Annotated in this window: 23 protein-coding genes; 7 read left to right on the forward strand and 16 right to left on the reverse strand. The window is 73.5% G+C overall.

Features of this window, described 5'->3' with window-relative positions:
* Window positions 1-213: 213 nt before the first annotated feature.
* Together ACY34K_RS28685 and ACY34K_RS28690 are read right to left on the reverse strand one after the other, a co-directional pair.
* Window positions 214-1,005 carry a DUF1684 domain-containing protein gene (locus ACY34K_RS28685; protein WP_462752226.1) on the reverse strand — a complete coding sequence of 264 codons (792 nt, stop codon included), beginning with the start codon at window positions 1,003-1,005 and terminating at the stop codon, window positions 214-216.
* 72 nt (window positions 1,006-1,077) lie between these two features.
* Entirely contained in the window at window positions 1,078-2,376 is a 1,299-nt protein-coding gene (locus ACY34K_RS28690) for a DUF5685 family protein (protein WP_462752228.1), read from the reverse strand.
* A 289-nt stretch (window positions 2,377-2,665) separates the two neighbouring features.
* On the opposite strand from ACY34K_RS28690, the gene ACY34K_RS28695 reads away from it, so the two are divergent.
* Complete coding sequence (locus tag ACY34K_RS28695; RefSeq protein WP_462752230.1) at window positions 2,666-3,100, forward strand: cell division protein SepF; 435 nt, start codon at window positions 2,666-2,668, stop codon at window positions 3,098-3,100.
* Window positions 3,101-3,113: 13 nt separating this feature from the next.
* Here ACY34K_RS28695 and ACY34K_RS28700 read toward each other — a convergent pair whose 3' ends face one another.
* A complete protein-coding gene (locus tag ACY34K_RS28700) occupies window positions 3,114-4,304 on the reverse strand; it encodes an acyl-CoA dehydrogenase family protein (RefSeq protein WP_462752232.1) in 1,191 nt (396 codons plus the stop codon).
* A gap of 70 nt (window positions 4,305-4,374) precedes the next feature.
* Entirely contained in the window at window positions 4,375-6,081 is a 1,707-nt protein-coding gene (locus ACY34K_RS28705) for an MFS transporter (protein WP_462752233.1), read from the reverse strand.
* Between the two features lie 422 nt (window positions 6,082-6,503).
* Here ACY34K_RS28705 and ACY34K_RS28710 point away from each other — a divergent pair, with 422 nt between their 5' ends.
* A complete protein-coding gene (locus ACY34K_RS28710) occupies window positions 6,504-7,496 on the forward strand; it encodes a phosphatase PAP2 family protein (protein ID WP_462752235.1) in 993 nt (330 codons plus the stop codon).
* A gap of 98 nt (window positions 7,497-7,594) precedes the next feature.
* On the opposite strand, the gene ACY34K_RS28715 is transcribed toward ACY34K_RS28710, so the two are convergent.
* The 6 genes from ACY34K_RS28715 to ACY34K_RS28740 form a co-directional block, all read right to left on the reverse strand.
* Window positions 7,595-7,810: an I78 family peptidase inhibitor gene (locus tag ACY34K_RS28715; RefSeq protein WP_462752237.1), complete on the reverse strand. Its 216-nt coding sequence runs from the start codon at window positions 7,808-7,810 to the stop codon at window positions 7,595-7,597.
* 272 nt (window positions 7,811-8,082) lie between these two features.
* Window positions 8,083-9,078: a helix-turn-helix transcriptional regulator gene (locus ACY34K_RS28720; protein WP_462752239.1), complete on the reverse strand. Its 996-nt coding sequence runs from the start codon at window positions 9,076-9,078 to the stop codon at window positions 8,083-8,085.
* Between the two features lie 93 nt (window positions 9,079-9,171).
* Window positions 9,172-9,957 carry a hypothetical protein gene (locus ACY34K_RS28725; RefSeq protein ID WP_462752241.1) on the reverse strand — a complete coding sequence of 262 codons (786 nt, stop codon included), beginning with the start codon at window positions 9,955-9,957 and terminating at the stop codon, window positions 9,172-9,174.
* Window positions 9,954-11,237 carry a glycosyltransferase family 4 protein gene (locus ACY34K_RS28730; RefSeq protein ID WP_462752243.1) on the reverse strand — a complete coding sequence of 428 codons (1,284 nt, stop codon included), beginning with the start codon at window positions 11,235-11,237 and terminating at the stop codon, window positions 9,954-9,956. Before ACY34K_RS28730 ends, ACY34K_RS28725 begins: the two co-directional genes overlap by 4 nt.
* A 65-nt stretch (window positions 11,238-11,302) precedes the next feature.
* Window positions 11,303-12,586, reverse strand: a complete 1,284-nt coding sequence (locus tag ACY34K_RS28735) for an ABC transporter substrate-binding protein (RefSeq protein WP_462752244.1) — start codon at window positions 12,584-12,586, stop codon at window positions 11,303-11,305.
* Entirely contained in the window at window positions 12,564-13,091 is a 528-nt protein-coding gene (locus ACY34K_RS28740; protein ID WP_462752246.1) for a hypothetical protein, read from the reverse strand. Before ACY34K_RS28740 ends, ACY34K_RS28735 begins: the two co-directional genes overlap by 23 nt.
* 84 nt (window positions 13,092-13,175) lie before the next feature.
* On the opposite strand from ACY34K_RS28740, the gene ACY34K_RS28745 reads away from it, so the two are divergent.
* From ACY34K_RS28745 to ACY34K_RS28755, 3 genes are read left to right on the forward strand one after another with little or no spacing between them, the layout of a single operon-like run.
* Complete coding sequence (locus tag ACY34K_RS28745) at window positions 13,176-13,640, forward strand: hypothetical protein (RefSeq protein ID WP_462752248.1); 465 nt, start codon at window positions 13,176-13,178, stop codon at window positions 13,638-13,640.
* Complete coding sequence (locus ACY34K_RS28750; RefSeq protein WP_462752250.1) at window positions 13,628-16,372, forward strand: ABC transporter permease subunit; 2,745 nt, start codon at window positions 13,628-13,630, stop codon at window positions 16,370-16,372. The genes ACY34K_RS28745 and ACY34K_RS28750 overlap by 13 nt, the downstream gene beginning before the upstream one ends.
* Window positions 16,369-17,070, forward strand: a complete 702-nt coding sequence (locus ACY34K_RS28755; protein ID WP_462752252.1) for an ATP-binding cassette domain-containing protein — start codon at window positions 16,369-16,371, stop codon at window positions 17,068-17,070. Before ACY34K_RS28750 ends, ACY34K_RS28755 begins: the two co-directional genes overlap by 4 nt.
* Here ACY34K_RS28755 and ACY34K_RS28760 read toward each other — a convergent pair.
* Window positions 17,009-17,614 (reverse strand): transglycosylase family protein, encoded by a 606-nt coding sequence (locus tag ACY34K_RS28760; RefSeq protein ID WP_462752254.1) that lies wholly within the window; start codon window positions 17,612-17,614, stop codon window positions 17,009-17,011. The two genes, ACY34K_RS28755 and ACY34K_RS28760, sit on opposite strands and share 62 nt — an antisense overlap.
* Window positions 17,615-17,820: 206 nt before the next feature.
* Here ACY34K_RS28760 and ACY34K_RS28765 point away from each other — a divergent pair, with 206 nt between their 5' ends.
* Together ACY34K_RS28765 and ACY34K_RS28770 are read left to right on the forward strand one after the other, a co-directional pair.
* Window positions 17,821-18,594, forward strand: a complete 774-nt coding sequence (locus ACY34K_RS28765) for a hypothetical protein (RefSeq protein WP_462752256.1) — start codon at window positions 17,821-17,823, stop codon at window positions 18,592-18,594.
* Between the two features lie 86 nt (window positions 18,595-18,680).
* The gene (locus ACY34K_RS28770; RefSeq protein WP_462752258.1) at window positions 18,681-19,028 is read left to right on the forward strand and encodes a hypothetical protein; all 348 of its coding nucleotides are present in this window, start codon (window positions 18,681-18,683) and stop codon (window positions 19,026-19,028) included.
* Between the two features lie 57 nt (window positions 19,029-19,085).
* Here the strand turns inward: ACY34K_RS28770 and der are convergent, their stop codons facing one another.
* The 5 genes from der to aroH form a co-directional block, all read right to left on the reverse strand.
* Entirely contained in the window at window positions 19,086-20,534 is a 1,449-nt protein-coding gene (gene der / locus ACY34K_RS28775; protein ID WP_462752260.1) for a ribosome biogenesis GTPase Der, read from the reverse strand.
* A gap of 57 nt (window positions 20,535-20,591) precedes the next feature.
* On the reverse strand, window positions 20,592-21,272 hold the full coding sequence (locus ACY34K_RS28780; RefSeq protein ID WP_462752262.1) for a lysophospholipid acyltransferase family protein: 681 nt from the start codon (window positions 21,270-21,272) through the stop codon (window positions 20,592-20,594).
* Window positions 21,230-21,913: a (d)CMP kinase gene (gene cmk / locus ACY34K_RS28785; RefSeq protein ID WP_462752264.1), complete on the reverse strand. Its 684-nt coding sequence runs from the start codon at window positions 21,911-21,913 to the stop codon at window positions 21,230-21,232. The genes ACY34K_RS28780 and cmk overlap by 43 nt, the downstream gene beginning before the upstream one ends.
* A 163-nt stretch (window positions 21,914-22,076) precedes the next feature.
* Window positions 22,077-23,162: a prephenate dehydrogenase gene (locus tag ACY34K_RS28790; protein WP_462752266.1), complete on the reverse strand. Its 1,086-nt coding sequence runs from the start codon at window positions 23,160-23,162 to the stop codon at window positions 22,077-22,079.
* Window positions 23,159-23,521 (reverse strand): chorismate mutase, encoded by a 363-nt coding sequence (gene aroH, locus ACY34K_RS28795; protein WP_462752268.1) that lies wholly within the window; start codon window positions 23,519-23,521, stop codon window positions 23,159-23,161. Before aroH ends, ACY34K_RS28790 begins: the two co-directional genes overlap by 4 nt.
* Window positions 23,522-23,640 lie beyond the last annotated feature (119 nt).

Here is a 23,640-nt window from a genome sequence, read left to right on the forward strand (position 1 = left end):
GCACCCGCGCGCCTCTTCGGCTCACTCGCCCCATTGCTGGGCTCGGTGGTGTCCGTTTTCCGGACACGCCGTGCCCCTGACAAGCGCTGCTTTCGGGAGTATTCGCGGGATCAACTACACGTGACAAGGGCGCGATTCAGCCGCCCGTGGGCGCGCACGCGCCACTCCCCCGGCGGGGTGCGCCCCCTCCGCCGGGGTCGTCGCTGCGACGTGTCAGCGGCCCGCGAGGTTCCGCTCGCCCGCCGGGACGGGCACCGGCAGCGTGTTGCCGGGCGGCGGGAAGGGACAGATGAAGTGTGCGGCGAAGGCGCACGGCGGCAGCAGCGACCGGTTGAAGTCGACGGTGACCCTGCCGTCGGGGTCCGGCGCCGGGGGCCGCAGGAAGCGGAAGCGGTAGGAGTCCTTCCCGCTGGTGGCGTCGGCGAAGACGGCCCAGAGGGAGCCGTCGTCCTCCACGGCGACCTGGAGGCCGAGCGGGGTGCCGGCGAGTGCGAAGGAGAGCTCGCCGGCGAGGCTCAGCCCGCGCTCGCGCCCGTCGGCGTTCTCGACCCGGACGCTGCGGATCCGCTCGTACGGGTGGAAAGTGCCCGGCACCGCCCAGCTCGGGTCGTACGGCGTGGCCTCGACCCCGTGGAACGCGCGCCGTGCCGGTGCCTGCGGGTCGAAGACCCGTACCGCCCACCGTCCTTCGCGACGCAGTACGAAGAGCCGCCGCTCACCGGCCGCGGCGCGGGACCGCGGGATCGTGGTGTGGTCCGCGGTGAGGCGGACCTCGCCGGTCAGGGGCTGCCCGTCGACGGTGATGCCGTCCTCGGCGGTGGCTATGAGGACGACGTGGTCGCCGTCTTCGCGCCAGATCCCCGGAACGGCCGGAATTCGACCTTCCGGGCGGTCCGCGAGCCAGTGGGTGCCGGTGAGGGAGAGCGGTCCGTACGGCGCGGAGACGGTCGCGATGCGCTGATCGTGCCAGTTCTTCCAGTCCTGCTGTGCGTCGTCGAGACTCATGCGGTCAACCCTTCCACACCGCGCTCCGCGAGCGGCCGGGCCGACGGTTGTGCGGGGGTGACCGCGAGTCCGTCAGCAGCCGTCGCAGGGGCAGCAGCAGTCGCAGCTGCCGGGGTTGCAGTCGCAGTCACGGCAGCAGCCCTCCCGCTTCTTGCGGGACCAGGGGCCCTCGTACTCCTTGGCACAGCAGATCTGGCAGGTGCAGAACAGCCAGGTGAAGGCGGCGCAGCCGGCCAGGAAGCCGCGCGGCTTGGGCTTCGACGGGTCGCCTCCGGCGCCGGGGCCGGGGGGCATCCCGCCGAAACCGCCGGATCCCCCGCCGTACCCGCCGTGTCCGCCGTGCCCCCCGTGTCCGCCGTGCCCACCCGGGGTGCCGGGGTGCCCGCCGCCGTACGGGTTGGGCGTGCCGTACGGGCCCTGGCCTCCGCCCTGGTACGGGTTGCCGGGCTGCGGCGGCTGCGCGGCGCCGTACCCCGGGGCGCCGTACTGCTGGCCGTAGCCCTGGTGGGAGCAGCCGGCCGTGCCGAAGGCCCGGTCCACGGACTGGCGCAGCTCATGGGCGAGCAGCAGGTGCAGCAGCTTGTCGTCGACGAACTCCGCGTCGCGCAGTGCGAGCCGGATGCCGTGCACGGCGTCGTCGGCGAGGCGCCGTGCCTCGGCCAGGTCGGTGCCGGTCGCGGTGAGCGGGTTCCAGGCTCCCGACAGGGCGTCAGCCTCCTTGTCCTCCACCGCGTCCAGCAGGTGCGCGAGCCGCCCGAAGAGCCGTCCGGCCTCGGCCAGGGGGGCGATGTTATGGGGCTTGCCGGCCAGGACGGCGGTGTGGGCGAAGGCCGCGGCGGTCGCCGTCTCGGTCGGTTCGGTCACCGTCAGCAGGGGTGTGCCGGGGCCGGCCAGCGCTTCGATGCCGGTCTGCCGGTCCACCGCGTCGACGAGGAGGGCGGTGTCGAAGCCCAGCTCACGGCCGGCCCGGGCGCCCGCCCGGTCCCAACCGCGGGCCACCCGGCGGGCGGCGGCGGCCACCGGTCGGCGTGCCAGCAGTCCGTCACCGTCGGCGACATGGTCGCGCACCTTCGCCGAGGCGAGCACGAGGGAGACGGTGGCGGCGAGCCGGGCGCCCTCGCCCCGGGCGACGGACGCGGTGCGCATGGCGCGCAGCGGGCAGGGCCCGGCGGTGCGGCGGGTGGCCGCGGTGCGCTCGGTCTGAGCCTCCGTCAGAACCGAGACAATCAAGCCGTCGTAGTTGGTGACGACCCGGGCGAACTGCCCGTGGTCGGCGCGAAGTGCCAGGCAGAGGCCGCAGAGATGCGCCATCCACTCGGTCTTGAGCACGTCGCCGAGGCGGTGGGTGCAGGGCCTGACGATTCCGAACACGGTACGTTCCCCCGATAGTCGTTCAACTGTGCGGCGGGCATCGTACCGAGCCTGCTCGTTCACCCGTACGTCCCCGCACTCACCCGTCTGGCCCGAATTTCATATTTGAGTTACGGGGAGGCTTGCCCAGGGGCCGTACGCGGGAAGAACCTTGACGAATCGCCACATCTTCTGCACCAGTACCGTCACGAATCCCTCGCGCGGCGACTATCCACTTGGCGCGCGATCCGCATCATGGACGACCATAGGGGTGCGGAACCACAAGTGACCGCGTTGAAAGGAGGCGTCCATGGGATCGGTGCGCAAGGCGAGTGCATGGCTCGGACTCGTCGAGGACAGCGACGAGCGTTACTACGACGACGAGTACGCCGAGAGTGACCGCAGCGGCGACGCCTGGGTGACCGACCCGCGCGTACGGGTCGCCTCCGAGAGCGCCGAGGAGGAGGGCCGCCGGATCGCCACGGTCTCCCCCGACAGCTTCCGGGACGCCCGGGCCATCGGCGAACTCTTCCGCGACGGCGTCCCCGTCATCGTGAACCTCACCGCCATGGAATCCGCCGACGCCAAGCGCGTGGTCGACTTCGCGGCCGGCCTGACCTTCGGTCTGCGCGGTTCGATCGAGCGGGTGGCCACCCGGGTCTTCCTGCTGACGCCCGCGAACACGCAGATCGTCACCGGGGAGCCCGGGGGCCGGCCGGAGGACGGCTTCTTCAACCAGAGCTGACCCGCAGGGCCGCTTACCGGAAGGCGTCGAGTCCGGTGAGCGCCTTGCCCAGTACCAGCTGGTGCATCTCGACGGTGCCCTCGTAGGTGAGGACCGATTCGAGATTGGTCGCGTGGCGCATGACGGGGTACTCGAGCGAGATGCCGTTGGCGCCGAGGATCGTGCGCGAGGTGCGGCAGATCTCGATCGCCTCCCGCACGTTGTTGAGCTTGCCGAAGCTGACCTGTTCGGGGCGGAGCCTCCCGGCGTCGAGCCGCCGCCCGAGGTGATGGGCGAGCAGGATGCCCTTGTGCAGCTCCACCGCCATGTCGGCCAGCTTGGCCTGGGTGAGCTGGAAGCCGCCGATCGGCCGGCCGAACTGTTCACGGGTCCGCGCGTACTCCAGGGCCGCCTCGAACGAGGAGCGCGCGGCGCCCATGGCGCCCCAGACGATGCCGTAGCGGGCGTGCGACAAACAGCTGAGCGGGCCCTTGAGCCCGGTGACACCGGGCAGGACGGCGTCGGCCGGGAGCCGGACGTCGTCCATGACGAGCTCACTGGTGACGCTGGCCCGCAGCGACCACTTGTGCCTGATCTCCGGGGCGGAGAAGCCGGGGGCGTCGGTCGGTACGGCGAAGCCCCGGATACCCTCGTCGGTCTGGGCCCAGACCACCGCCACTCCGGCGACCGAGCCGTTGGTGATCCACATCTTGCGGCCGTTGAGGACCCAGTCGCCGCCGTCCTTCTTGGCGTACGTGCGCATACCGGCCGGGTCGGACCCGTGGTCGGGCTCGGTCAGCCCGAAGCAGCCGATGGTCGTGCCCTCCGCCATGGACGGCAGCCAGCGCTGCTTCTGCTCCTCGGAGCCGTACTTCCAGATCGCGTACATGGCGAGCGAGCCCTGGACCGAGACGAGGGAACGGATGCCGGAGTCGGCGGCCTCCAGCTCCAGACAGGCCAGTCCGTACTGGACGGCGCTCGAGCCCGCGCAGCCGTAGCCGGTCAGCGACATGCCGAGGGCACCGAGGGAGCCGAGCTCGCGGGCGAGCTCCCGGATGCCGGGCAGCTCCCCCTTCTCGTACCAGTCGGCGATGTACGGCAGTACGCGGTCGGCCGCCCAGGTGCGGACCGTGTCGCGGATGGCGAGGTCCTCCGGCCCGAGCAGGTCGTCGATGCCGAGGGGGTCGCTGGGATCGAAGGGCGGAAGCTTCGAGGATGCGGACATGGGGGCCTCCGGCGGCTCACACAGCCACTAAAACTAGCGGCGTTAGTTACGGCTCGGCCGACGTTACGGCTCAGCGTGCCGCGCGTCCAGACCCGCTCGTCTCGGCCGGTTCGCGCCGCGCCGGGACACCGGCGCCGGGCCGGTCCCCGGCACCGCTGCGGGCGGCCGGGACCGGGGTGCGGGAGTCGGCGTGCGGGGCGGCCACGTCGTCGAGGACGTCCTCCAGGCCGTCCGGGTCGACCGGGCACTCCATCACGCGGGGCAGCCGCAGCGCCATGAGCGCGCCGAGCAGCAGCAGGCCGGCGCTGACGACCAGCGTCACATGGAGACCGTGGACGAAGGCGTGGCGCGCGGCCGTGCGCAGGGCGTCGCCCGCGGGCCCGCCCAGCTGGGCCGCCACCTGGTAGGCCTCCCCCAGCGAGTTGGCCGCGGCGGAGCCGGCCTGGGCCGGCACACCGGGCACCGCGGACAGGCCGGGCGCGTAAGCGGCGTTCATGACGCTGCCGAGGAAGGCGATGCCCATGCCCGCGCCGAGCTGGTAGGAGGTCTCGCCGATCGCGGCGGCGCCGCCCGCGCTGCGGGCGGGAGCTTCGCTGAGCATCGACTCGTAGGCCCCGAAGAGCGTGGTCTGGAGTCCGAAGCCGAGCAGCACGAACCCGGCGGTGAGCAGCAGCGGCCGGTCGTGCTGGCCCATGAGGACCAGCAGCAGGACGGCACCGGCGGTCAGTACGAAGCCCCAGCCGACCATGCGGCGCGGGCCGATGCGGCGCAGGGTGTACGAGCCCGTGGCACCGGCGGCCATCGCGGCGAAGGTGAGCGGCAGCAGCCTCAGCCCCGTCTCGACCGGGCTGAGGTCCAGGATGAGCTGGAGGTACTGGACCGCGATCAGCTCCAGGCCGACCAGCGCGAGCATGGCCAGCACGATGCAGCCGACGGAGGTCGTGAAGGCGGCGCGGGAGAACATCCGCATGTCGATCAGCGGGTGACGCCGGCGCTTCTGCCGCCGCACGAACAGGAGCAGCAGCGCGGCTCCGGCGAGCAGCGGCACCGCGGTGCCCGCCCCGATCGGGGACTCGCCGGCGCCCAGCCGCTTGACGCCGAGCACCACGCCCATGACGCCCGTGGCGGCCATCAGCGCGCCGAGCAGGTCCCAGGGCCCGTCGCCCCTGCCCCGCGACTCGGGCAGCAGCCACCGGCCTATCGGCAGGATCAGCGCCATCAGCGGGATGTTGATCAGGAAGACCGAGCCCCACCAGAAGTGCTCGACCAGGAAGCCGCCGAGCACCGGCCCGGTGGCGGCGCCGACGGCGACGACCGCGGTCCAGATGCCGATGGCGGTGGCTCTCTCGCGCCGGTCGGGGAAGACCGCGCGGAGGATCGACAGCGTCGCCGGCATGATCATCGCGCCGCCGACACCGAGCAGCGCGCGGGCGGCGATCAGCACGGCGGGGGTCTCGGCGAGGGCGGCGACCGCGGACGCCACGCCGAAGAGTCCGTAGCCGGCGAGCAGGACACGCCGGCGCCCGATCCGGTCACCGAGCGTGCCGAACATGATCAGCAGTGAGGCGCAGACGAGCGGGTACGCGTCCACGATCCACAGCAGTGCGGTGGAGCTCGGGCGCAGGTCCTCGGTGACGGCGGGTACGGCGACGTGAAGGACGGTGGCGTCCAGCGCGACGAGCAGCAGGCTGACGCAGAGGACGAGGAGGACGACCCAGCGGTTGGCACCGCCGGCGGCGGCACGCAGCCGTGCTCCGGCCGTGGTCGTCCCGGACATGTACGTACCTCCCACAGATGATCCCTCGCGCTCGGTGGGCACCTGCCGGGGGAGGGACACCCTCCGGGGCGGCCCGGCATCGACGGGCGAGTGAGCCGTCAGCGTACGCGAGTTAACCCCGGTGGCGCGTGTTCCACCTCTCACCTGGGCAGTCGCGGGAGTGTGGCGTACACCACTCACGGAGCCCCCGGCCTCGGGGGCGGACGTTCGGGTGAATTGCGCGCGGCGGTCGGCGTGGCCCATTTCCACGGCGGGCGAACACCGTTCCGGAAGGGGCCTCGGAACAATAGGACACGGGGTCCCGAAGGTTTTTGTATAAGCGGGGAATAAGCATCTCCCTGAGACGCACTCCACATCACATCGTCATCACGAAGAGACCGGATCGGCCTGGGTCGACACTCACTCGCTGTAACGTCGATTGGGTGCGTACCGACATCTTTGCCCGTCTGGACCGGGAGCCGGAACCGCCGAAGATTGAGATCCCGCGCATGAGCCGCACCCGTCTCGCCCTCTTCGGCGGGACGGCCGCGTTCTATGCCGCCATCGTGGTGGCCGTGCTCGTGTCGTCGTGGCTGGTGACCCTCGACTGGAAGGTCATGCTGTTCCGGCCCTACCAGCAGTGGCCGGAACTGCACGCGACGCTCGACTACTTCGTGGTGCTCGGTCAGCGCGGCCCGACGGCGGTGATGGTCGCGGCCTGGCTGGGCTGGCGCTCCTGGCGTCAGCACACGCTCCGCCCGCTGCTGGTCCTGGGCGCCGCACTGTTGCTGCTGAACGCCACGGTGGGCGCGGTCAAAATCGGCCTCGGCCGGCTCGGACCTCACTACGCGACGCAGATCGGCTCCGCCGAACTCTTCGCCGGCGGCGATATATTTCCTTCCGGACATACCGCAAATGCCGTGGTCACCTGGGGCATTCTGGCCTACCTCGCCACCACGCCGCGCGCCAGACGGTATCTCTCGGCGCTGTCCGCCGTGGTCGCGCTCGGCGTCGGTCTCACCACCGTCTATCTCGGTACGCACTGGCTGAGCGATGTGCTGCTGGGCTGGGCCGCCGGTCTGCTGATCCTGCTCGGACTGCCGTGGTGCGAGCCGGTGATCGCCCGTGCCGAGGCGCTGGTGTTCGGGGTGCGCGAGCAGCTGCGGGCCCGCCGCCGCCAGGCGCCTTCCCTGCCGGTCGCCGCGGGCGGCCCGCGTCCGGCCATATACCCGCAGCGCACGACGGGTGCCGAGGCGGAGCCCGCCCGCGAGCCGGTGGCCGAGCCGGTCGCGGCGGCGGGCACCGGCCGGGCGCCGAGCGGGCGGACCACGCTCACCCAGCCGCGGCCGCACGCGGTGGTGCGCTCGGAGCGGAACCCGCTCACGCCCGCGGGCAGCCGCCGACCGGCCCGCTCACGGCCGTTGACGGGCGGCTGACGGCCCCCCGACAGGCGTCCGCGCGACGAAGGCCCCGGCTCCGGCCGGGGCCTTCGTCGTGTCCGGGGGCCTTCCGCGCGGGCGCGGACGCCGCGCCGTCAGCCCACCCAGCAGCGGGTGACGGTGTGGTCGTCGACTTCGAAGTTGAGCCGGCCTGCCACGAATTCCATGGTGATGACGGAGCCGGGCGGCAGCGCCCGCACCGTGGTCCAGCCACGGGAGCGCGCGAGTTGCTCGGCGCCACGGTCGTCGAGGCCGACATACGACTCGGGGGTGTCGTCGGGCTGAGCGGGAGGGGTCGGAATCGGTGCCATGCCCCTCACCGTAGGCGGCGGCGCAGAGTGACGGAAGCCGGAGCGGGCACATGGGCCGACACCGCCGCCAGCAGCCCCACGTACCTCAGCGGTCACACTTGTGTCACAGGATCACGACACGCGTTTATGAGGACTTCTTCATCCTCCGGCCCTGCACCGGGAGCCGCTCCGGGGAATTCCCAGCCGCCCGCCGCCGACGCGTCCCAGCGAATTCCCGGCGCCCCGGAAAACACCTCGGCACATCATCACGAAATTGGACGTCCCGACGGAATTCACGGGTTCCCCGCAGAATTGCCACAGCCGCCGGAGAGCTCCAGGGCCCGGGAGAGACGGTCGCGGACAGCCCTGATCCGGTCGTCAAGCGCGAGCGGCTCGACGACCTCGAAGGCGAGACCCATGAGCACCACGTGGATGACGAGCACGTCCAGACTCGCCGCGCCCGTGCGCAGGAGACACGTGGTGTCGCTCTCGGCCTCCAGCACGCCGTCCGACGGCCCGACGACCGCGGCCGCCTCGGCCATCGGCACGTGCAGCCTGATCACCGCCTCGGCCGCGTACGCCGCCGTCGACACACCCCGGGAGACATAGGCGGCCAGGTCGTCGGCGGGCGGCTCACGGGGCGGGAAGCGCGGCCCGTGCGGGGGCTTCGGGACGATCCGGTCGGCGCGGAAGGTGCGCCAGTCGGCGCGGTCCACGTCCCAGGCGACCAGGTACCAGCGGCGCTCGGTGCACACCAGGCGGTGCGGCTCGACCGTCCGGCGGGTCGCGGAGCCGCTGTGGTCGCGGTACTCGAACCGCAGCCGCTCGCTGTCCCGGCAGGCGGCCGCGAGCTCGGTCAGGACGGCCGGGTCGGTCTGCCGCGCCTCGGGGGCGCGCAGCATGGGCACCGTGAAGGCGTTGAGCGCGCCGACGCGGCGGCGCAGCCGGTCGGGCAGCACCTGTTCCAGCTTGGCGAGGGCCCTGACGGACGTCTCCCCGATGCCCTCGATGCCGCTGCCGGCTGCCGTGCGCAGGCCGACCGCGACCGCGACCGCCTCGTCGTCGTCCAGCAGCAGCGGCGGCAGGGCCGCGCCGGCGCCGAGCTGGTAGCCGCCGCCCGTGCCCGGGCTCGCGTTCACCGGATAGCCGAGCTCACGGAGCCGCTCGACGTCCCGCCGCACGGTGCGCGGGGTGACGCCGAGCCGGTCGGCGAGATCGGCGCCCGACCATTCGCGGTGGGCCTGCAGCAGTGAGAGCAGGCGCAGCAGTCGTGCCGAGGTCTCCAACATGCGGGTGAGTCTGCCAGCCGTCGCGGACAGGTACTGTCCGCGACGGCCCTGCGGCCGGAACTCCGCGGGGCCGTCACCGGCCCCTCACGGCCCTCACTTCGTCAGGCGCACGCAGAGCTCGTTGTCGGTGCTGTAACAGGGCGTGGCCCGGAAGCCCTCCCCCACGTGCACCGGGTACACGAAGATGTTCTTGCGGTCCCAGACGTCGTCGAGGATGCGGGCGATCCGGACCGGCTCCGCGTCGCGGCCGGGGCGCAGCCACAGCTCCCACGTCTCCTGCTTCTGGATCGGGGCCGTCACCAGGGCACCGTACGGCAGGGTGAAGGTGAACACGCCCTTCTCGCCCTCGACGGGCACCTGCTCGACCCGCTCGCCGAACCGGGCCTCCGCCACCGCGCCGGCGCCGAGCCCCGCCCCGTACAGCACTCCCTCGACCGTGCAGCTGCCCTCGCCGAAGGAGATGTCGCCCGCCTCGGCGTGCACGGCCCGGGTCCAGGAGCGCACGGCGAGCCGGCCGTCGGCGGTCGGGTACGGGATGCGGACGGTCAGCGGGACGCCTTCCTCGGGGATCCGGTCGACCAGCGCCCTCAGGTCACGGATGCCGGGCTCGACCGCCCGGTCGTCGACGTACGCGTCCCAGCGGCCCTCGGCGAGCTCGACGCCGATGGGCAGCACCGCCCGCAGCCGGCCCTCGGTCGTGGGCGTGAGTGGCAGCAGGGTCTCCTCGGGCGGCTCCGTCCCGCGCCGGCGCAGGACCAGGACCGGCTCGGCCGCGCCGACCACCGCTATGTCGAACGTGATGCCACCGGCGGAGTCCGCGACGCAGTCCGCACGTGGCGCGCCGTGCCCGGCCTCTCCGGCGGGCGTGGAGTCGGTCATGCGGTCTTTCCCTTCCGGAGCACGTCGGCGGCCTTGTAGCGCGCCGTGTACGCGGCGTCGAGCACCGCGCCGCGGGCCCGGTGGAGTGTGTCGCGGACCCGGCCGCGGGAGCGGCCGTTGGTGCCCTGCGCGACGAGTTCGGCGAAGAGCGCCTCGTGGCGTTCGGCGATCCGGGCCGGGTCGAAGCGCTCGGAGGCGGCCAGCGCGGCCTGTCCGGCCCGGCGCCGCAGGTCGTCGTCCTGGATCAGGCCGAGGAGCGCCTCGGCGACGGCGTCCACGTCACCGACCGGCACCAGGCGTCCGTCGACCCCGTCCTCGATGATCTCGCCGGGGCCGTGCGGGCAGTCGGTGGAGACCACCGGCAGTCCGCAGCGCATCGCCTCGACGATGGTCATGCCGAACGACTCGAGCCGGGAGGTGACGGCGGCGACGGAGCCCTTGACCCACTCGGGCTCGAGCGGATTGGCCGGACCCATCAGGAAGACGTGGTTGTGCAGACCGCGCTCGTCGATCAGCGTGCGCAGGGCGTTCTTCTCGTTGCCGGTCGCGTCGCCGGAGCCGTAGATCCTCAGGCGCCAGTCGGGACGGGTGGCGACGACCTTCGCGAACGCCTCGACCAGCAGGTCGTAGCGCTTCACACGGGTGAGCCGGCCGGCCGCGACGACCCACTTGGCGGTGGAGTCGGCGGGCTCGACGGTGGGGGCGGGCACGCTGTTGGGGACGGCGTCGATACGCACGCCGGGCAGCTTGAGCCTGGTGCGGTACGAGCGGGCGTCCGCCTCGGTGACCGTGGTGATCGCGTCGAGCAGGGCGTACCGGTGGCCGATCTCGCGGCGCAGCCGGTATCCGTGGCTGTCCAGCGTCAGGTGCTCCTGGCCCACGCGGACCGGACCGCGGCGGGCCTGGCGGGCGATGTGGACGTTGAGCCCGGGGCGGGTGCCGACCACGACATCGGCGTCGAGGGACTTCAAGTGGGCGGCGATCCGCGTGTCGGTGAGCCGGCTGTACTGCTTCCAGCGGCCGTCGCCGCGCGGGAACACCTTGGCCGGCTTCTTGTAGTCGGGGTGGTCGCCGTCGTACGACGGGCTGTTCCTGCGCAGGTCGACAAGATGCTTCATCGTCACGCCCGCAGGGGCGCCCAGGGTCGGCTCGTCGCGGTGGCGGAAGACCGAGACGATTTCTACGTCGTGCCGCTCGGCAAGTGTCCGGGCGAGATTGAACGTCGTACGGATCGTGCCGCCGATCCCGTACGCGTTGTGGAGCAGGAAGGAAATACGCATCGCGTCGCCGCGTCCCCCAGGTAGGACTGGTCCCTTGGTCGTCAGAAGGGGACTGTACTTGGCTTTCACGGCTGGTAGCCGAGCTGGGGGACGGTGGCGCAGTTCGCGTTCATGTCGCCGCCCTGGGTGACCCAACCCCGGCCGTCCTGCCAGCGTGCGACGGACAGACAGGTGCGGCGTGTGCGGGGCGGCTCGGCGAGCCGCTCGAAGCTGACGGGGAGCAGGAGCCCGCGAGCGGTGTACGGCTCCGGGCGGTTGACGAACCGTTCGACGCACGCGCGCGTGAGACCGGTCCGCGCGCAGGAGCGGGCGGCGTCGGTGAACCACATGGCGGCGGCCCAGCCCTCCAGCTGCCACTGGGATACGGTGCCGGCGCCCTTCATGGCGGCGCGGAACTCCCGTACGGCCGGATGGGCCGTCTCGTCGTGGTTGCGGCTGGCGCCGGTGACCCACAGGGCGTTGCGGCAACGGGGGGCGTCCTTGAACTCGCGCGGCACCGCCGACGACCAGTTCTGGACGTTGGTGATCTTGGCGGTGACGCGGGCACCGACGGCGTCCATCGCCTCGCACAGCTGGGCGTTGCCGTGGCTGTCGAGCGCGTCGAAGACGAGGTCGGCGCCCTGGTCGCGCAGATCGGCCGCGACGGCGCGGAAGTTCGGCAGGGCGAAGTCGACCTGCTCGGTGACGACCCGGTAGCCCTCGGCCTTCAGACCGTCGGTGACCAGCCGGGCGTAGGCGGCGGAGGAGGCCTGGTTGTAGGAGACGACGGCGGCCGTACGGGCCCCGAGTTCGGTCCTGAACCAGCGGTAGACCTCGGTGCCTCCGTAGAGGGTGCCGTCCCAGCCGGGGCTCCGCCCGGTGCGCGGGGCGATGCTGCCGTAGATCCCGTAGAGGTGGGGATACGTGTCGTACGCCGGGCCGATCGGCTGGCCGCCGATGTCGGGGACTCCCGCCTCGGAGACCCGCTCGGCTCCGGCGTAGTCCAGCGCGGTGGTGGCGACGAGGGCGAACACCCGGCTCTCGTCGACGAGTTTGTGCACGCACTCGTTGTTGCCGACGCCGCTGCCGCCGTCGTCGCAGGTGACGACCTCGACGCGGCGGCCGTCGACGCCGCCGCGGGCGTTGAGCGCGTCGAAGTACGCCCGGGCGCCGTCCCGCGGCCCGGTGAAGGCCTCGCCGCCGACCGGGCTGGTGGCGCTGGTGATGATGCCGACCCGGATCGGCTGCGCGGCGCCCGTGGTGGGGCGGCGGCTCTCGAAGTCGCTCTCGGGCAGCCTGCTGCCGCAGGCGGCGGTCAGGGCGAGGAGCGCCGCGAGCAGCAGGGCTTCAGCAGCCCGGCACGGCCGCATTGCCGCTGAGCTTCACCAGGGCGCACAGCGTGTTCTTGGAGACCTTCCAGGTCCCGTCCTGCAGGACGGCCGTGCCCTTGGCGTTGGGGAGGGCGGGTGTGCCGGCGACCAGCAGGTCGTAGGTCACGGCCGCCCGGGTGGCCGAGAGGAACGCGACGTTCTTGACCTGCGCGGACGTCTGCGCGGCGTTCCTGTCGCTGGAGAAGGCGGCGAGCACGGGCCGCAGGGCGTCGCCGTTCTCCAGTACCGCGACCTTCTGGTCCGTGGAGGCCTTGGGGTCGAAGAAGGTCGCCCAGTTCTTCTCGATCTCCTGCCGGGCGGCGGCCGGGTCGGCCGGCTGCTCGTTCGCGGGCGGGGTCGTGCCGGTCGCGGTCGGGCGCGGGGTCTGCGAGGAGGATTCGCCGCCGTCGTCGGAGCAGGCCGCGGCCGCCGGGACCAGGGCCAGGACCGCGGCGGCCATGAGCGCCGCCGTACGGGGGTGCCTGCCCGAGCTGCTGTGGACCATCTGGCTCACCACCGGGTTCCAGGGAATGTCCCTTCACGGGCATAGTGCAAGGAATCGCCCCAGACCGCCAGCGGAAGGGTTCGGATGCCGGTTTGTCGTCTGCTGTGGTGGGGCGGGGCCGTGGCCGCCGCGGCCGGCGCCGTCCTGTGCGTACTGGGCTGGTACGGCGTGTCGGGCGAGCGGTTCGCCGAGCGGCAGATCCCCTACCTGGCGTCGTGCACGGTGCCCGGCGCCGCGCTGATCGTGGCGGGGGCGGTGCTGCTCGCGGCGGTGGGCCTCGGGGCCGGACGTGCCGGTGGCGGTGCCGGTGCCGCCCCGGAGGGAGCGGACGCGGTCAACGGCCCGGGAGGGGAGCCCGCGGGGGTGCGCCCCTCGGACGGTGCCGCCCCGTCCGACGCGCCGTCCTCCGACGCCCCGCCGGTGCGGGTGCCGGGCGGGACCCTCGCCCACCGGCCGGACTGCCCGCTGGTGGCGGGCAAGGCGGAGGCGGTGCCCGCGGGCGACGAGGCGCTGGAACCCTGCCCGGTGTGTGAACCGTGGCCTCGCTGACCTACGACCTGACACTGGCCGGTCTCGCCGTGGGAAGCGCGGCCGCCCTCACCGGGATCGGCCTGATCGTCACCTACCGGGCGACCGGCGTGCTGAACCTCGCCCACGGCGCGATCGCCATGGTATGCGCGTACGTGCTGCGCCAGTTCGTGGTCGAGTGGGGCTGGCCGCTGCCCCTCGCGGCGTGTCTGACGCTGCTCGTCGTCGCCCCGGGTATCGGCCTGGTGCTGGACCGGGCGGTGTTCCGCCCGGCGGCGGTGCTCGGCGCGGACCCGGCCCGCACCCTGGTCGCGTCGATCGGCGTGTTCGTGCTGCTCGTCGGCGGGGCGGCGCTGGTGTGGGGCTCCGGGGCGCGCGCGGACGCGCCGGAACTGCTCGGCGACGACCCGTGGCTGCACCTGGCCGCGGCCGTGCTGCTGGCCTGCGCGGTGGGCGCGGTGACCCGCTGGACGCGGCTGGGCAGGGAGCTGCGGGCGGTCGTCGACAACCGCGAGCTGGCCGCGCTGGGCGGGATCGACGCCGACCGGGTCTCCGCGGTCGGCTGGGCGTTCGGGTCGCTCACCGCGGGGCTGACGGGCGTGCTGCTGGCGCCGTACGTACGGCTCGATCCGTACGGGCTGCCGCTGCTGGTGGTCGAGGTGGTCGCGGTCGCCGTGGTGGCCCGGATGCGGAGCCTGCCGGTCGCGGTGGGGACCGCGCTGGCCGTCGGCGTCGCCCAGGCCCAGCTGACGCGGCTTCACCCCGAGGGGTGGGCGGGACCTCTGGTGCAGGCGGTCGCGACGAACCTGTTCGTCGTCGCCCTGCTGTTCGCCGCCCTCGCCCTGCCGGGGGTGGGAACGCGCGACGCCCTGCCCCGCGCGTCCACGGCCGGCACGCGTGTCCCTCCGGGCCTGTGGGTGGTCGTGGGTGTGCTGTTCCTGCTGCCGCTCGGCTTCGCGGGCACCGACCTGCACACCTCCGTCCAGGTGCCCGCCCTGGCCGTGGTCCTGCTGTCGCTGGTCGTGGTCACCGGACGGGGCGGGCAGATCTCGCTGGGCCAAGCGGCCTACGCCGGTCTGGGCGCGCTGTTCACGGCACTGCTGGCGGCGGACCGGTTCCCCGGACTGCCCCGGCTGCCGGAACTCGCCGCGCTGCTCGTGGCCGCCGTCCTGGTGGCCCCCCTGGGCCTGCTGACGGGCGGGCCGGCGATCCGCCGCCACGGCCTCGCGCTGGCGCTGGCGACCCTGGCGGTGGGGGTGGCGGTGAGCCGGTTCGTCTTCGCGCAGCCGTACGCCACGGCGGGCCTGTCCCTGTCACGGCCGGCCGGTTTCGACGACGACCGGGTGTACTACGTCCTCGAACTGGGCGTGCTCGCCTGCGCGCTGGCCGCGGTGGCCGCGCTGCGCCGGGGCCGCACGGGCCGGGCCCTGGCCGCGCTGCGCGACCACGAGGCGGGCGCGCAGGCCGCGGGAGTCCCCGTCCCGGCCCTGAAGCTCCTCTCGTTCGTGGCCGGCGCGGCCCTGGCCGCCCTGGGCGGCGGCCTGCTGGGCATGGGCCTGCGCGCCTTCGACCCGGCGGCCTTCGACCCGGTGCGCGGCCTGCTGTGGTTCGCCGCGGTCCTGGTCCTCGGCGCGGACAGTCTCCTCGCGCCCATGGCGGCCGCCGCTCTCCTGGTCGGCCTCGACGCCGGCGCCCGCGGCGGGGCGGCGGCGGCCCTGATCGGCCTCCTCGCCGCCCTCACGGCGAGGATCCCCCCGCTGACGTCCCTGCTCCCGGGGGCCCGCCCCCAGGAACCCCCGGCCCCTGCCGCCCACCGCCCCGCACCCGCCGGCCGGGCCGGGCCCGGCCCCCGGCTCCACCCCACTCCCCCGCCCACCGCGCCCGCACCGCCCACCACGGGCGCGGCCGGCACGGCGGACCACCGGCCGGCCGAGACCGGGCGACCCCCGCAAGCGGGCCGGGCCGCGGGCCGGGGGCCGGAGCCGCCCACGGCCACCGGCGGCGGGGGCGCGCCTCGGGGGGAGCCGCAGCCGGCAGCTCCATCCGCCCGGCCGGTGCCCCGGCGCGCCGGCCACCGGCCCGCGACCGGCGGCCCCGGCCGCGCCCCGCGGGGCCTCGCCGCGCACGGGCTGACCGTGCGCTACGCCGGGTTCACCGCGCTCGACCGCGTCGATCTGCTGCTGCGGCCCGCCTCGGTCACCGCCCTGGTGGGCCCCAACGGCGCCGGCAAGTCCACGCTCTTCCACTGCCTGGCCGGCACCCTGCGGCCCGCCTCCGGCCGCGTCACCCTCGACGGCACGGACATCACCGCGCGGCCCGCCCACGCCCGTACCCGTCTCGGTGTCGCGCGGACCTTCCAGGAGCTGGCCGTCTTCCCGTCGCTCACCGTCGAGGAGAACGTGCGCGTCGGCGCCGAGCAGGGCCGCGTACGCGAGGACGACCCGCGCAGCGTGGAGCAGACGCTGCGCCTGCTCGACCTCACGGCGCTGCGTGACCGCCCCGCCGCCGGGCTGTCGACGGGCGTGCTGCGCCGGGTCGAGCTGGGGCGGGCACTCGCGGGGCAGCCGCACACCGTGCTGCTGGACGAGCCCGCAGCGGGGCTCGACGCCGCCGAGACGGCCGCGCTGGCCCGCGTGCTGAGGGCCCTCGCGGCGGAGGGGACGGCCGTCCTCGTCGTCGAGCACGACCTCGACCTCGTCGCGGACGTCGCACACACCGTGCACGTCATGGAGGCGGGGCGAATCGTGTCATGAGCGTCGAGATCGAGCTGCGCGCCGCCCGGGTCCGCTACGGCCCGCTGGAGGCCCTGCACGGCGTCGACCTGCCGGTCCCGGCCGGGACGCTCAGCGTTCTCCTGGGCCGCAACGGCTCGGGCCGTACGACGGTGCTGCGCGCCCTCGCCGGCGCGGTGCCCCTCAGCGCCGGCCGCGTCGTGTGGCGCGGCGCCGACGTCACCCGGCTGCGCGCCCACGAGCGTGCCCGGCGCGGCCTGTGCTTCGTACCGGACCGGCGGGCCGTGTACGCCACGCTCACCGTCGAGGAGAACCTCGACCTGGCCGCCCCGCGCGGGGACACGGCAGCGGCGCTCGCCGCGTACCCGGAGCTGGGCGTGCTCCTTGCCCGCCGGGCCGGCACCCTCTCCGGCGGCGAGCAGCGCATGCTGGCGGTCGCCCGTGCGTTGCTGGCGCCCGCGCGAGTCGTCCTCGTCGACGAGCCGGCGCTCGGCATGTCGCCGTCCGTCGCGGCCCGCACGTACGCGCTCCTGGGCGGCATCCGCGACGCGGCCGTCGTGGTGGCCGAGCAGCGACTGCCACCCGGTCTGCCGCGCGGGACGCTCGTCCATGAACTGCGCCGCGGCCGTGTCGCCCTCAGCGGCGAGGGCGGCGAGTTCAGCTCTTGGTCAGGGACAGCATCATCCCCGGGCGGATCCGGTTCGGATCGTTCCCGATGATCTTCTTGTTGGACGTGAAGAGCGCCTGCCAGCCGCCCTTCACCTTGAAGCGGCGGGCGACGGAGCTCAGCGAGTCGCCGGCCTGGACGGTGTGGGCCCGGCCGGCCAGCCCGTACCGCTTGGAGCAGGTGGGCCAGGCCTTCCAGCCCTGCCACCGCAGCACTTCCTCGGCGACCGCGATCTGCTGCTGACGGGTCGCCAGGTCGGCGCGAGCGGCGTACTTCAGTCCGCCGTAGGCCTCCCACGTGGACTGCCGGAACTGCAGGCCGCCGTAGTAGCCGTTACCGGTGTTGACGTTCCAGCGGCCGCTGCTCTCGCACTGGGCGAGGCAACCCCAGGGCCACTGGTCGTCGGCGCAGTCGGCGGTGGTGAAGGGGTGCCCGGTGCCGGGCGAGGGCCAGTGCTCCCGGGGCGCGGTCGCGGCGGGGACCACGGGCGCGGCGGAGGCCGCGGTCGCGGCGGGCGCGGCGGCCGCCCCGGACGGTACGAGCACCAGCAGCGACACGGCCGACACGACGGCCGGCCAGAAGCGGATCTTCGGCATCGGGCCACGCTAGGCAGCGGTTCCGGTTCCCGCGGCCGTGGCGCGCGGGGGCGCGGGCCGGCCCCACCCGGTCGGCCGACGCGCCGCACGTCCGATTCCCGTACCCGCGCGCGCGTGACCCCGGCCGTACATCATGCGTTGAGCTCTTCATGAGACGAGCCGGGATCCGCCCGGCTTCGCAACGCAAGAGTTCCGAGGAGCCACCCGTGCCGCGCATGCTCGACGTCAGCGAGGACGTACGCGCCGAGATCGGCGACGAAGAAGCCGACCGGCTGCTCGCCGGCGAGAACGCCCCGGGCAGCTACGACTGCACCTCCTGCCGCACCCCGGGCGACTCCGAGCAGGAACGCACCAGCACCGTGCTGTTCGTGGGCGAGGAGACGGCCGTTCTGGCCTTCGCCCACGCCACGTGTATCCCCTCCCAGGTCGTCCGGGTCGCCGAGGACCAGCTGCAGGGAGCCGTCCGCTCCATCACCGGTACGGAGCAGCAGGTTCCGGCCGGGGGTGAGCAGGCTGTCCTGGGAGTCACGAGCGGCCTCGTCCTCATCGAGAACGAGCTGCACCCGGCGCTCGTCGTGGAGCCCACCGACCCCATCGCCCGTCCCGGCTCCACCGGTGGCGGCGACGAGTTCCTGCCGCTCCTGATCGAGCAGGGCTTCCTTCCGGTGAGCCATGTGAACCAGAAGCCGGCCGTCCTCCCCGGCTGGTCGGTGCTGCTGGCCATGGGCCGGCTGCACGCCATCCTGCAGCCGGGCACGAGCGGCGGCAGCCCGGTCGCCTGGTGGCAGGCCCACCAGCCGCTCCAGGTCACCGAGGGCTGGCGCGCCGCGGCGAACAAGTCGCACACGGTCCTGGTGTTCGCGGCCCCGGTCGGCTCCATCGGCCAGCAGCCGCGCGAGGACCTGCTGCGTGACGCGCTGGAGAAGGCCGCGGCCGACGGCCGGCTGGTCGCGGCCGCGATGCCGCTGGCCGGTACCTGATGGATGGACTGCGCCCGGCCATACGGTCACCGGCGATTTCCTGGCCCGGGCCGCATCCGACGGGCGGTGAGGTCGTTGGCACATACGTGCACGCATACGAGCCTTCTCGCCAGTCGTACCAGCAGATCCCCGCCATGCGCTCGTCGCAGGACGGGCCGTCCGGCCACTCGGCCACGCCGATCTACGACGCGCTGTACTCCGAGTACATGAGGGCGTTCCGTACGCTGCCGGGTGACCGCAGCGGCGAGGAGGACCTCGGGTTCAAGGCGTTCGGGCTCGGGTCGCACTCGTCCAGGGGCGGGCCGGGTGGCGCGTACCAGAGTCAGCACGGCGGCTATCCGGCCGTCTGGCAGCCGGTCGCGGGCATGAGCCGGCACACCGGGCACCATCACGTTCCGGCGGCGTTGCCGCCGGCGCCCCGCAGGGGGCTGTGAAGACCGCGGGGCCGGAGCGCATCAGTCGCTCCGGCCCCGCGGTGTCGTGCCGGGGTGTTACTTCTTCCGGCCGCGCTTCTCGCGCACCCGCACCGAGATGTGGATCGGGGTGCCCTCGAAGCCGAACTCCTCGCGCAGCCGCCGCTCGACGAACCGGCGGTAGCCGTGCTCCAGGAAGCCGGAGGCGAACAGCACGAAGCGGGGCGGCTTGGTGCCCGCCTGCGTACCGAACAGGATGCGGGGCTGCTTGCCGCCACGGATCGGGTGCGGGTGGGCGGCGACGAGCTCGCCGAGGAAGGCGTTGAGGCGGCCGGTCGGGACGCGGGTCTCCCAGCCTGCCAGCGCGGTCTCGATCGCGGGGACGAGCTTGTCCATGTGGCGGCCGGTCTTCGCCGAGACGTTGACCCGCGGAGCCCAGGAGACCTGCTGCATCTCCGTCTCGATCTCGCGCTCGAGGTAGTAGCGGCGCTCCTCGTCGAGCTCGTCCCACTTGTTGTACGCGATGACGAGCGCGCGGCCCGACTCGACGGCCATGGTGATGATGCGCTGGTCCTGGACCGAGATGGAGTCGGTGGTGTCGATGAGGACGACGGCGACTTCGGCCTTCTCGACGGCGGCGGCGGTACGCAGCGAGGCGTAGTAGTCCGCGCCCTCCTGGAGGTGGACCTTCTTGCGGATACCGGCGGTGTCGACGAACTTCCAGGTCCTGCCGCCCAGTTCGATGAGCTCGTCGACCGGGTCGCGGGTGGTGCCGGCGAGTTCGTTGACGACCACGCGCTCCTCGCCCGCGACCTTGTTGAGCAGGGAGGACTTGCCGACGTTCGGGCGGCCGATGAGGGCGATGCGGCGCGGGCCTCCGACGGCCGTGCCGAAGGTCTGCGCGGGGGCGTCGGGCAGCGCCTCGAGGACCTCGTCGAGGAGGTCGCCGGTGCCCCGGCCGTGGAGGGCGGAGACCGGGTGCGGCTCGCCGAGGCCGAGCGACCACAGCATGGCGGCGTCGGCCTCGCCGGAGGGGCCGTCGACCTTGTTCGCGGCGAGCACGACGGGCTTGCCGGCCCGGCGCAGCAGCTTGACGACGGCCTCGTCGGTGTCGGTGGCTCCGACGGTGGCGTCCACGACGAAGACGACCGCGTCGGCGGCGTCGATCGCGAATTCCGCCTGGGCGGCGACGGAGGCGTCGATACCGAGGACGTCCTGCTCCCAGCCGCCGGTGTCGACGACCTTGAAGCGCCGGCCGGCCCACTCGGCCTCATAGGTGACCCGGTCGCGCGTGACGCCGGGCTTGTCCTCGACGACGGCCTCGCGGCGTCCGATGATGCGGTTCACCAGGGTCGACTTGCCCACATTCGGGCGGCCGACGACGGCGAGGACGGGGAGGGGGCCGTGGCCCGCTTCCTCGATCGCGCCCTCGACCTCTTCGATGTCGAAGCCCTCTTCGGCGGCGAGCTCCATGAACTCCGCGTACTCGGCGTCGCCAAGTGCCCCGTGGTCGTGCTGGTCGTTCATGAAGTCCGTTCCTCGTTCATCATCGGCGGATCGAGCGATCCGCTACTCAAGTCTCGCTCAGCGCCCGGTGAGGCGCTTGGCGTTTTCCAGGTGGGCGGTGAGCCGCTCCTGGATGCGTACGGTGGCGTCGTCCAGCGCCTTGCGGGTGCGCCGGCCCGAGCCGTCGCCCGCCTCGAAGGGGTCGCCGAAGACGACGTCCACGCGGCTGCGCAGTGGGGGCAGCGCCTTTATCAACCGTCCGCGGCGGTCGGTGCTTCCCAGGACGGCGACCGGCACGATGGGCGCACCGCTGCGCACGGCGAAGTAGGCCAGACCGGCGCGCAGCGCGGCGAAGTCGCCCTCGCCCCGGGTGCCCTCGGGGAAGATGCCCAGCACACCGTCGTTCTCCAGGACCTCCAGGGCCCGGGTGATGGCGGTGCGGTCGGCGGCCTCGCGGTCCACCTTCAGCTGCCCGATTCGCTCCAGGAACGGGCCGAGCGGCCCCACGAAGGCCTCTTTCTTGATCAGGAAGTGCACGGGCCGGGGCGCGGTGCCCATGAGCATGGGGCCGTCGAGGTTGTGCGCGTGGTTGACGGCGAGGATCACCGGTCCGGCGGCGGGCACCCGCCAGGCGCCGAGGACGCGCGGCTTCCACAGCCCGTACATCAGCCCGATGCCGATGCCCCGGCCGACCGCGGCACCTTTGGCGGAAGGGGTCACTTGGCGGCCCGCTTCTCCTCGACGAGGGTGACGACGCATTCGATGACCTGCTGGAGGGTGAGGTCGGTGGTGTCGACCTCGACGGCGTCGTCCGCCTTGGCGAGCGGGGAGGTCTTGCGGCTGGAGTCGGCCGCGTCCCGCTTGATCAGGGCTTCTCGGGTGGCGTGCACGTCGGAGCCCTTGAGCTCGCCGGAACGGCGGGCGGCGCGGGCCTCGGGCGACGCGGTGAGGAAGATCTTGAGGTCGGCGTCCGGGAGCACGGTGGTGCCGATGTCGCGGCCCTCGACGACGATGCCGTGCTCGGCGCCGGCGGCGATGGACCGCTGGAGCTCGGTGATCAGCGTGCGGACCTCGGGCACCGCGCTGACGGCGCTGACCTTGGAGGTGACCTCCTGGGTCCGGATGGGGCCGGAGGCGTCCGCGCCGTCGACGGTGATCGTCGGGTGGGAGGGGTCGGTGCCGGAGACGATGACGGGCTTGCCGGCGGCCGAGGCGACGGCATCGGCGTCATCGACGTCCACACCGTTGCTGATCATCCACCAGGTGATCGCCCGGTACTGGGCGCCGGTGTCCAGGTAGCTGAGCCCCAGCTTGGCGGCGACCGCCTTGGACGTGCTCGACTTGCCCGTGCCGGAGGGCCCGTCGATGGCGACGATCACGGATTCCACGGTGTCGGACACCTTCCTGGTACGCGGGACAGGGCCGGCCGGATGCGAGGGGCCCCGCACAAGGTTACCGATTGTTGCCCCCGGACCTTGCACCCATTCGGGCTACCCGGCCCTCAGGCCGGGTGACCGGTACCCGCCGCGGCGCCCCGCCCCGGACCGCCCGCCGACCGGGCCCCTACTGCCGCAGCGCCCAACCCCTCTCCCGCAACGCCGCCGCCAGCGACGGAGCCGCGGAGGGAGCCACCATGAGCTGCACCACACCCGCCTGCTGACCCGTCGCATGCTCGATCCGCACATCCTCGATGTTCACCCCCGCGCGCCCCGCGTCCGCGAAGATCCGCGCCAGCTCCCCCGGCTGGTCGCTGATCAGGACGGCGACCGTCTCGTAGGCGACCGGGGCGGCGCCGTGCTTGCCGGGGACGCGGGCGCGGCCGGTGTTGCCCCGGCGCAGGACGTCCTCGACGCCGGTCGCACCGTCACGGCGCTTGTCCTCGTCGGAGGACTGCAGGGCCCGCAGGGCGCGGACCGTCTCGTCCAGGTCGGCGGCGACGCCCGCCAGGACGTCCGCCACCGGTCCGGGGTTCGCCGAGAGGATCTCGACCCACATCCGGGGGTCGGACGCGGCGATGCGGGTGACGTCCCGGATGCCCTGCCCGCAGAGCCGTACCGCGGTCTCGTCCGCTTCCTCCAGCCGGGCGGCGACCATCGAGGAGACGAGCTGCGGGGTGTGGGAGACCAGGGCGACCGCCCGGTCGTGGGCGTCGGCGTCCATGACGACGGGCACCGCCCGGCACAGGGCGACGAGCTCCAGGGCGAGGTTGAGGACCTCGGTGTCGGTGTCCCGGGTCGGCGTGAGGACCCAGGGGCGGCCCTCGAAGAGGTCGGCGCTGCCGGCCAGCGGGCCGGACCGCTCCTTGCCGGACATCGGGTGCGTGCCGATGTACGCGGACAGGTCGAGGCCCATGGCCTCCAGCTCCCGCTTGGGGCCGCCCTTGACGCTGGCGACGTCGAGGTAGCCGCGGGCGACACCGCGGCGCATCGCGTCGGCGAGGGCGGTGGCGACATGGGCCGGCGGCACGGCGACGACGGCGAGGTCGACGGGGCCGTCGGGCTCCTCGTCCGTGCCGGCGCCGCGGGCCGCGGCGGTACGGGCCCGGGCCGGGTCGTGGTCGGCGAGGTGCACGGTGACGCCGCGGCCGGTCAGCGCGAGCGCGGCCGAGGTGCCGATCAGGCCGGTTCCGATGACGAGCGCGGTCCTCACTGGGCGATGTCCTTGCGCAGGGCCGCCGCGGCGCCGAGGTAGACGTGCGCGACGGCGGCTTTGGTCAGGTCGGTCTCGATGTGCGCGAGGACGCGGACGACGCGCGGCATGGCGCCCTCGATGTCCAGCTCCTGCGCGCAGATCAGCGGTACGTCGACGATGCCGAGCTTGCGCGCCGCGGCCGCCGGGAAGTCGCTGTGCAGGTCGGGCGTGGCGGTGAACCAGACGCTGATCAGGTCGTCGGCGGTGAGGCCGTTCCGCTCCAGCACGGCGGTGAGGAGCGTGCCGACCCGCTCCTCCATGTGCCCGGCGTCGTCGCGCTCCAGCTGGACGGCCCCTCGGACCGCTCGTACCGCCACGTCGTACTCCTTCACCCGGTCGCGCGGTCGCGCGTGCTCGTGTTCAGCCTAATCAGCGCGGTGGGTGCGGGGGTGCGGCGACCGCCTTCCGAGACGGGAAGGGCGCCGTCGTGCGCGAC

This window comes from Streptomyces sp. STAM6, from assembly GCF_054963715.1.

What these genes read in the sequence shown, in the direction of transcription:
- ACY34K_RS28715 (WP_462752237.1), bottom strand. Translation starts at nt 7,810, where the DNA reads ATGGCACCGATTCCGACCCCTCCCGCTCAGCCCGACGACACCCCCGAG.
- ACY34K_RS28705 (WP_462752233.1), bottom strand. Translation starts at nt 6,081, where the DNA reads ATGTCCGGGACGACCACGGCCGGAGCACGGCTGCGTGCCGCCGCCGGC.
- ACY34K_RS28700 (WP_462752232.1), bottom strand. Translation starts at nt 4,304, where the DNA reads ATGTCCGCATCCTCGAAGCTTCCGCCCTTCGATCCCAGCGACCCCCTC.
- ACY34K_RS28745 (WP_462752248.1), top strand. Translation starts at nt 13,176, where the DNA reads ATGCCGGTTTGTCGTCTGCTGTGGTGGGGCGGGGCCGTGGCCGCCGCG.
- ACY34K_RS28760 (WP_462752254.1), bottom strand. Translation starts at nt 17,614, where the DNA reads ATGCCGAAGATCCGCTTCTGGCCGGCCGTCGTGTCGGCCGTGTCGCTG.
- ACY34K_RS28730 (WP_462752243.1), bottom strand. Translation starts at nt 11,237, where the DNA reads ATGCGTATTTCCTTCCTGCTCCACAACGCGTACGGGATCGGCGGCACG.
- der (WP_462752260.1), bottom strand. Translation starts at nt 20,534, where the DNA reads ATGAACGACCAGCACGACCACGGGGCACTTGGCGACGCCGAGTACGCG.
- ACY34K_RS28780 (WP_462752262.1), bottom strand. Translation starts at nt 21,272, where the DNA reads ATGCGTCGTCACCCTCGTCGAGGAGAAGCGGGCCGCCAAGTGACCCCT.
- ACY34K_RS28685 (WP_462752226.1), bottom strand. Translation starts at nt 1,005, where the DNA reads ATGAGTCTCGACGACGCACAGCAGGACTGGAAGAACTGGCACGATCAG.
- ACY34K_RS28725 (WP_462752241.1), bottom strand. Translation starts at nt 9,957, where the DNA reads ATGACCGACTCCACGCCCGCCGGAGAGGCCGGGCACGGCGCGCCACGT.
- ACY34K_RS28755 (WP_462752252.1), top strand. Translation starts at nt 16,369, where the DNA reads ATGAGCGTCGAGATCGAGCTGCGCGCCGCCCGGGTCCGCTACGGCCCG.
- ACY34K_RS28720 (WP_462752239.1), bottom strand. Translation starts at nt 9,078, where the DNA reads ATGTTGGAGACCTCGGCACGACTGCTGCGCCTGCTCTCACTGCTGCAG.
- ACY34K_RS28740 (WP_462752246.1), bottom strand. Translation starts at nt 13,091, where the DNA reads ATGGTCCACAGCAGCTCGGGCAGGCACCCCCGTACGGCGGCGCTCATG.
- ACY34K_RS28735 (WP_462752244.1), bottom strand. Translation starts at nt 12,586, where the DNA reads ATGCGGCCGTGCCGGGCTGCTGAAGCCCTGCTGCTCGCGGCGCTCCTC.
- ACY34K_RS28695 (WP_462752230.1), top strand. Translation starts at nt 2,666, where the DNA reads ATGGGATCGGTGCGCAAGGCGAGTGCATGGCTCGGACTCGTCGAGGAC.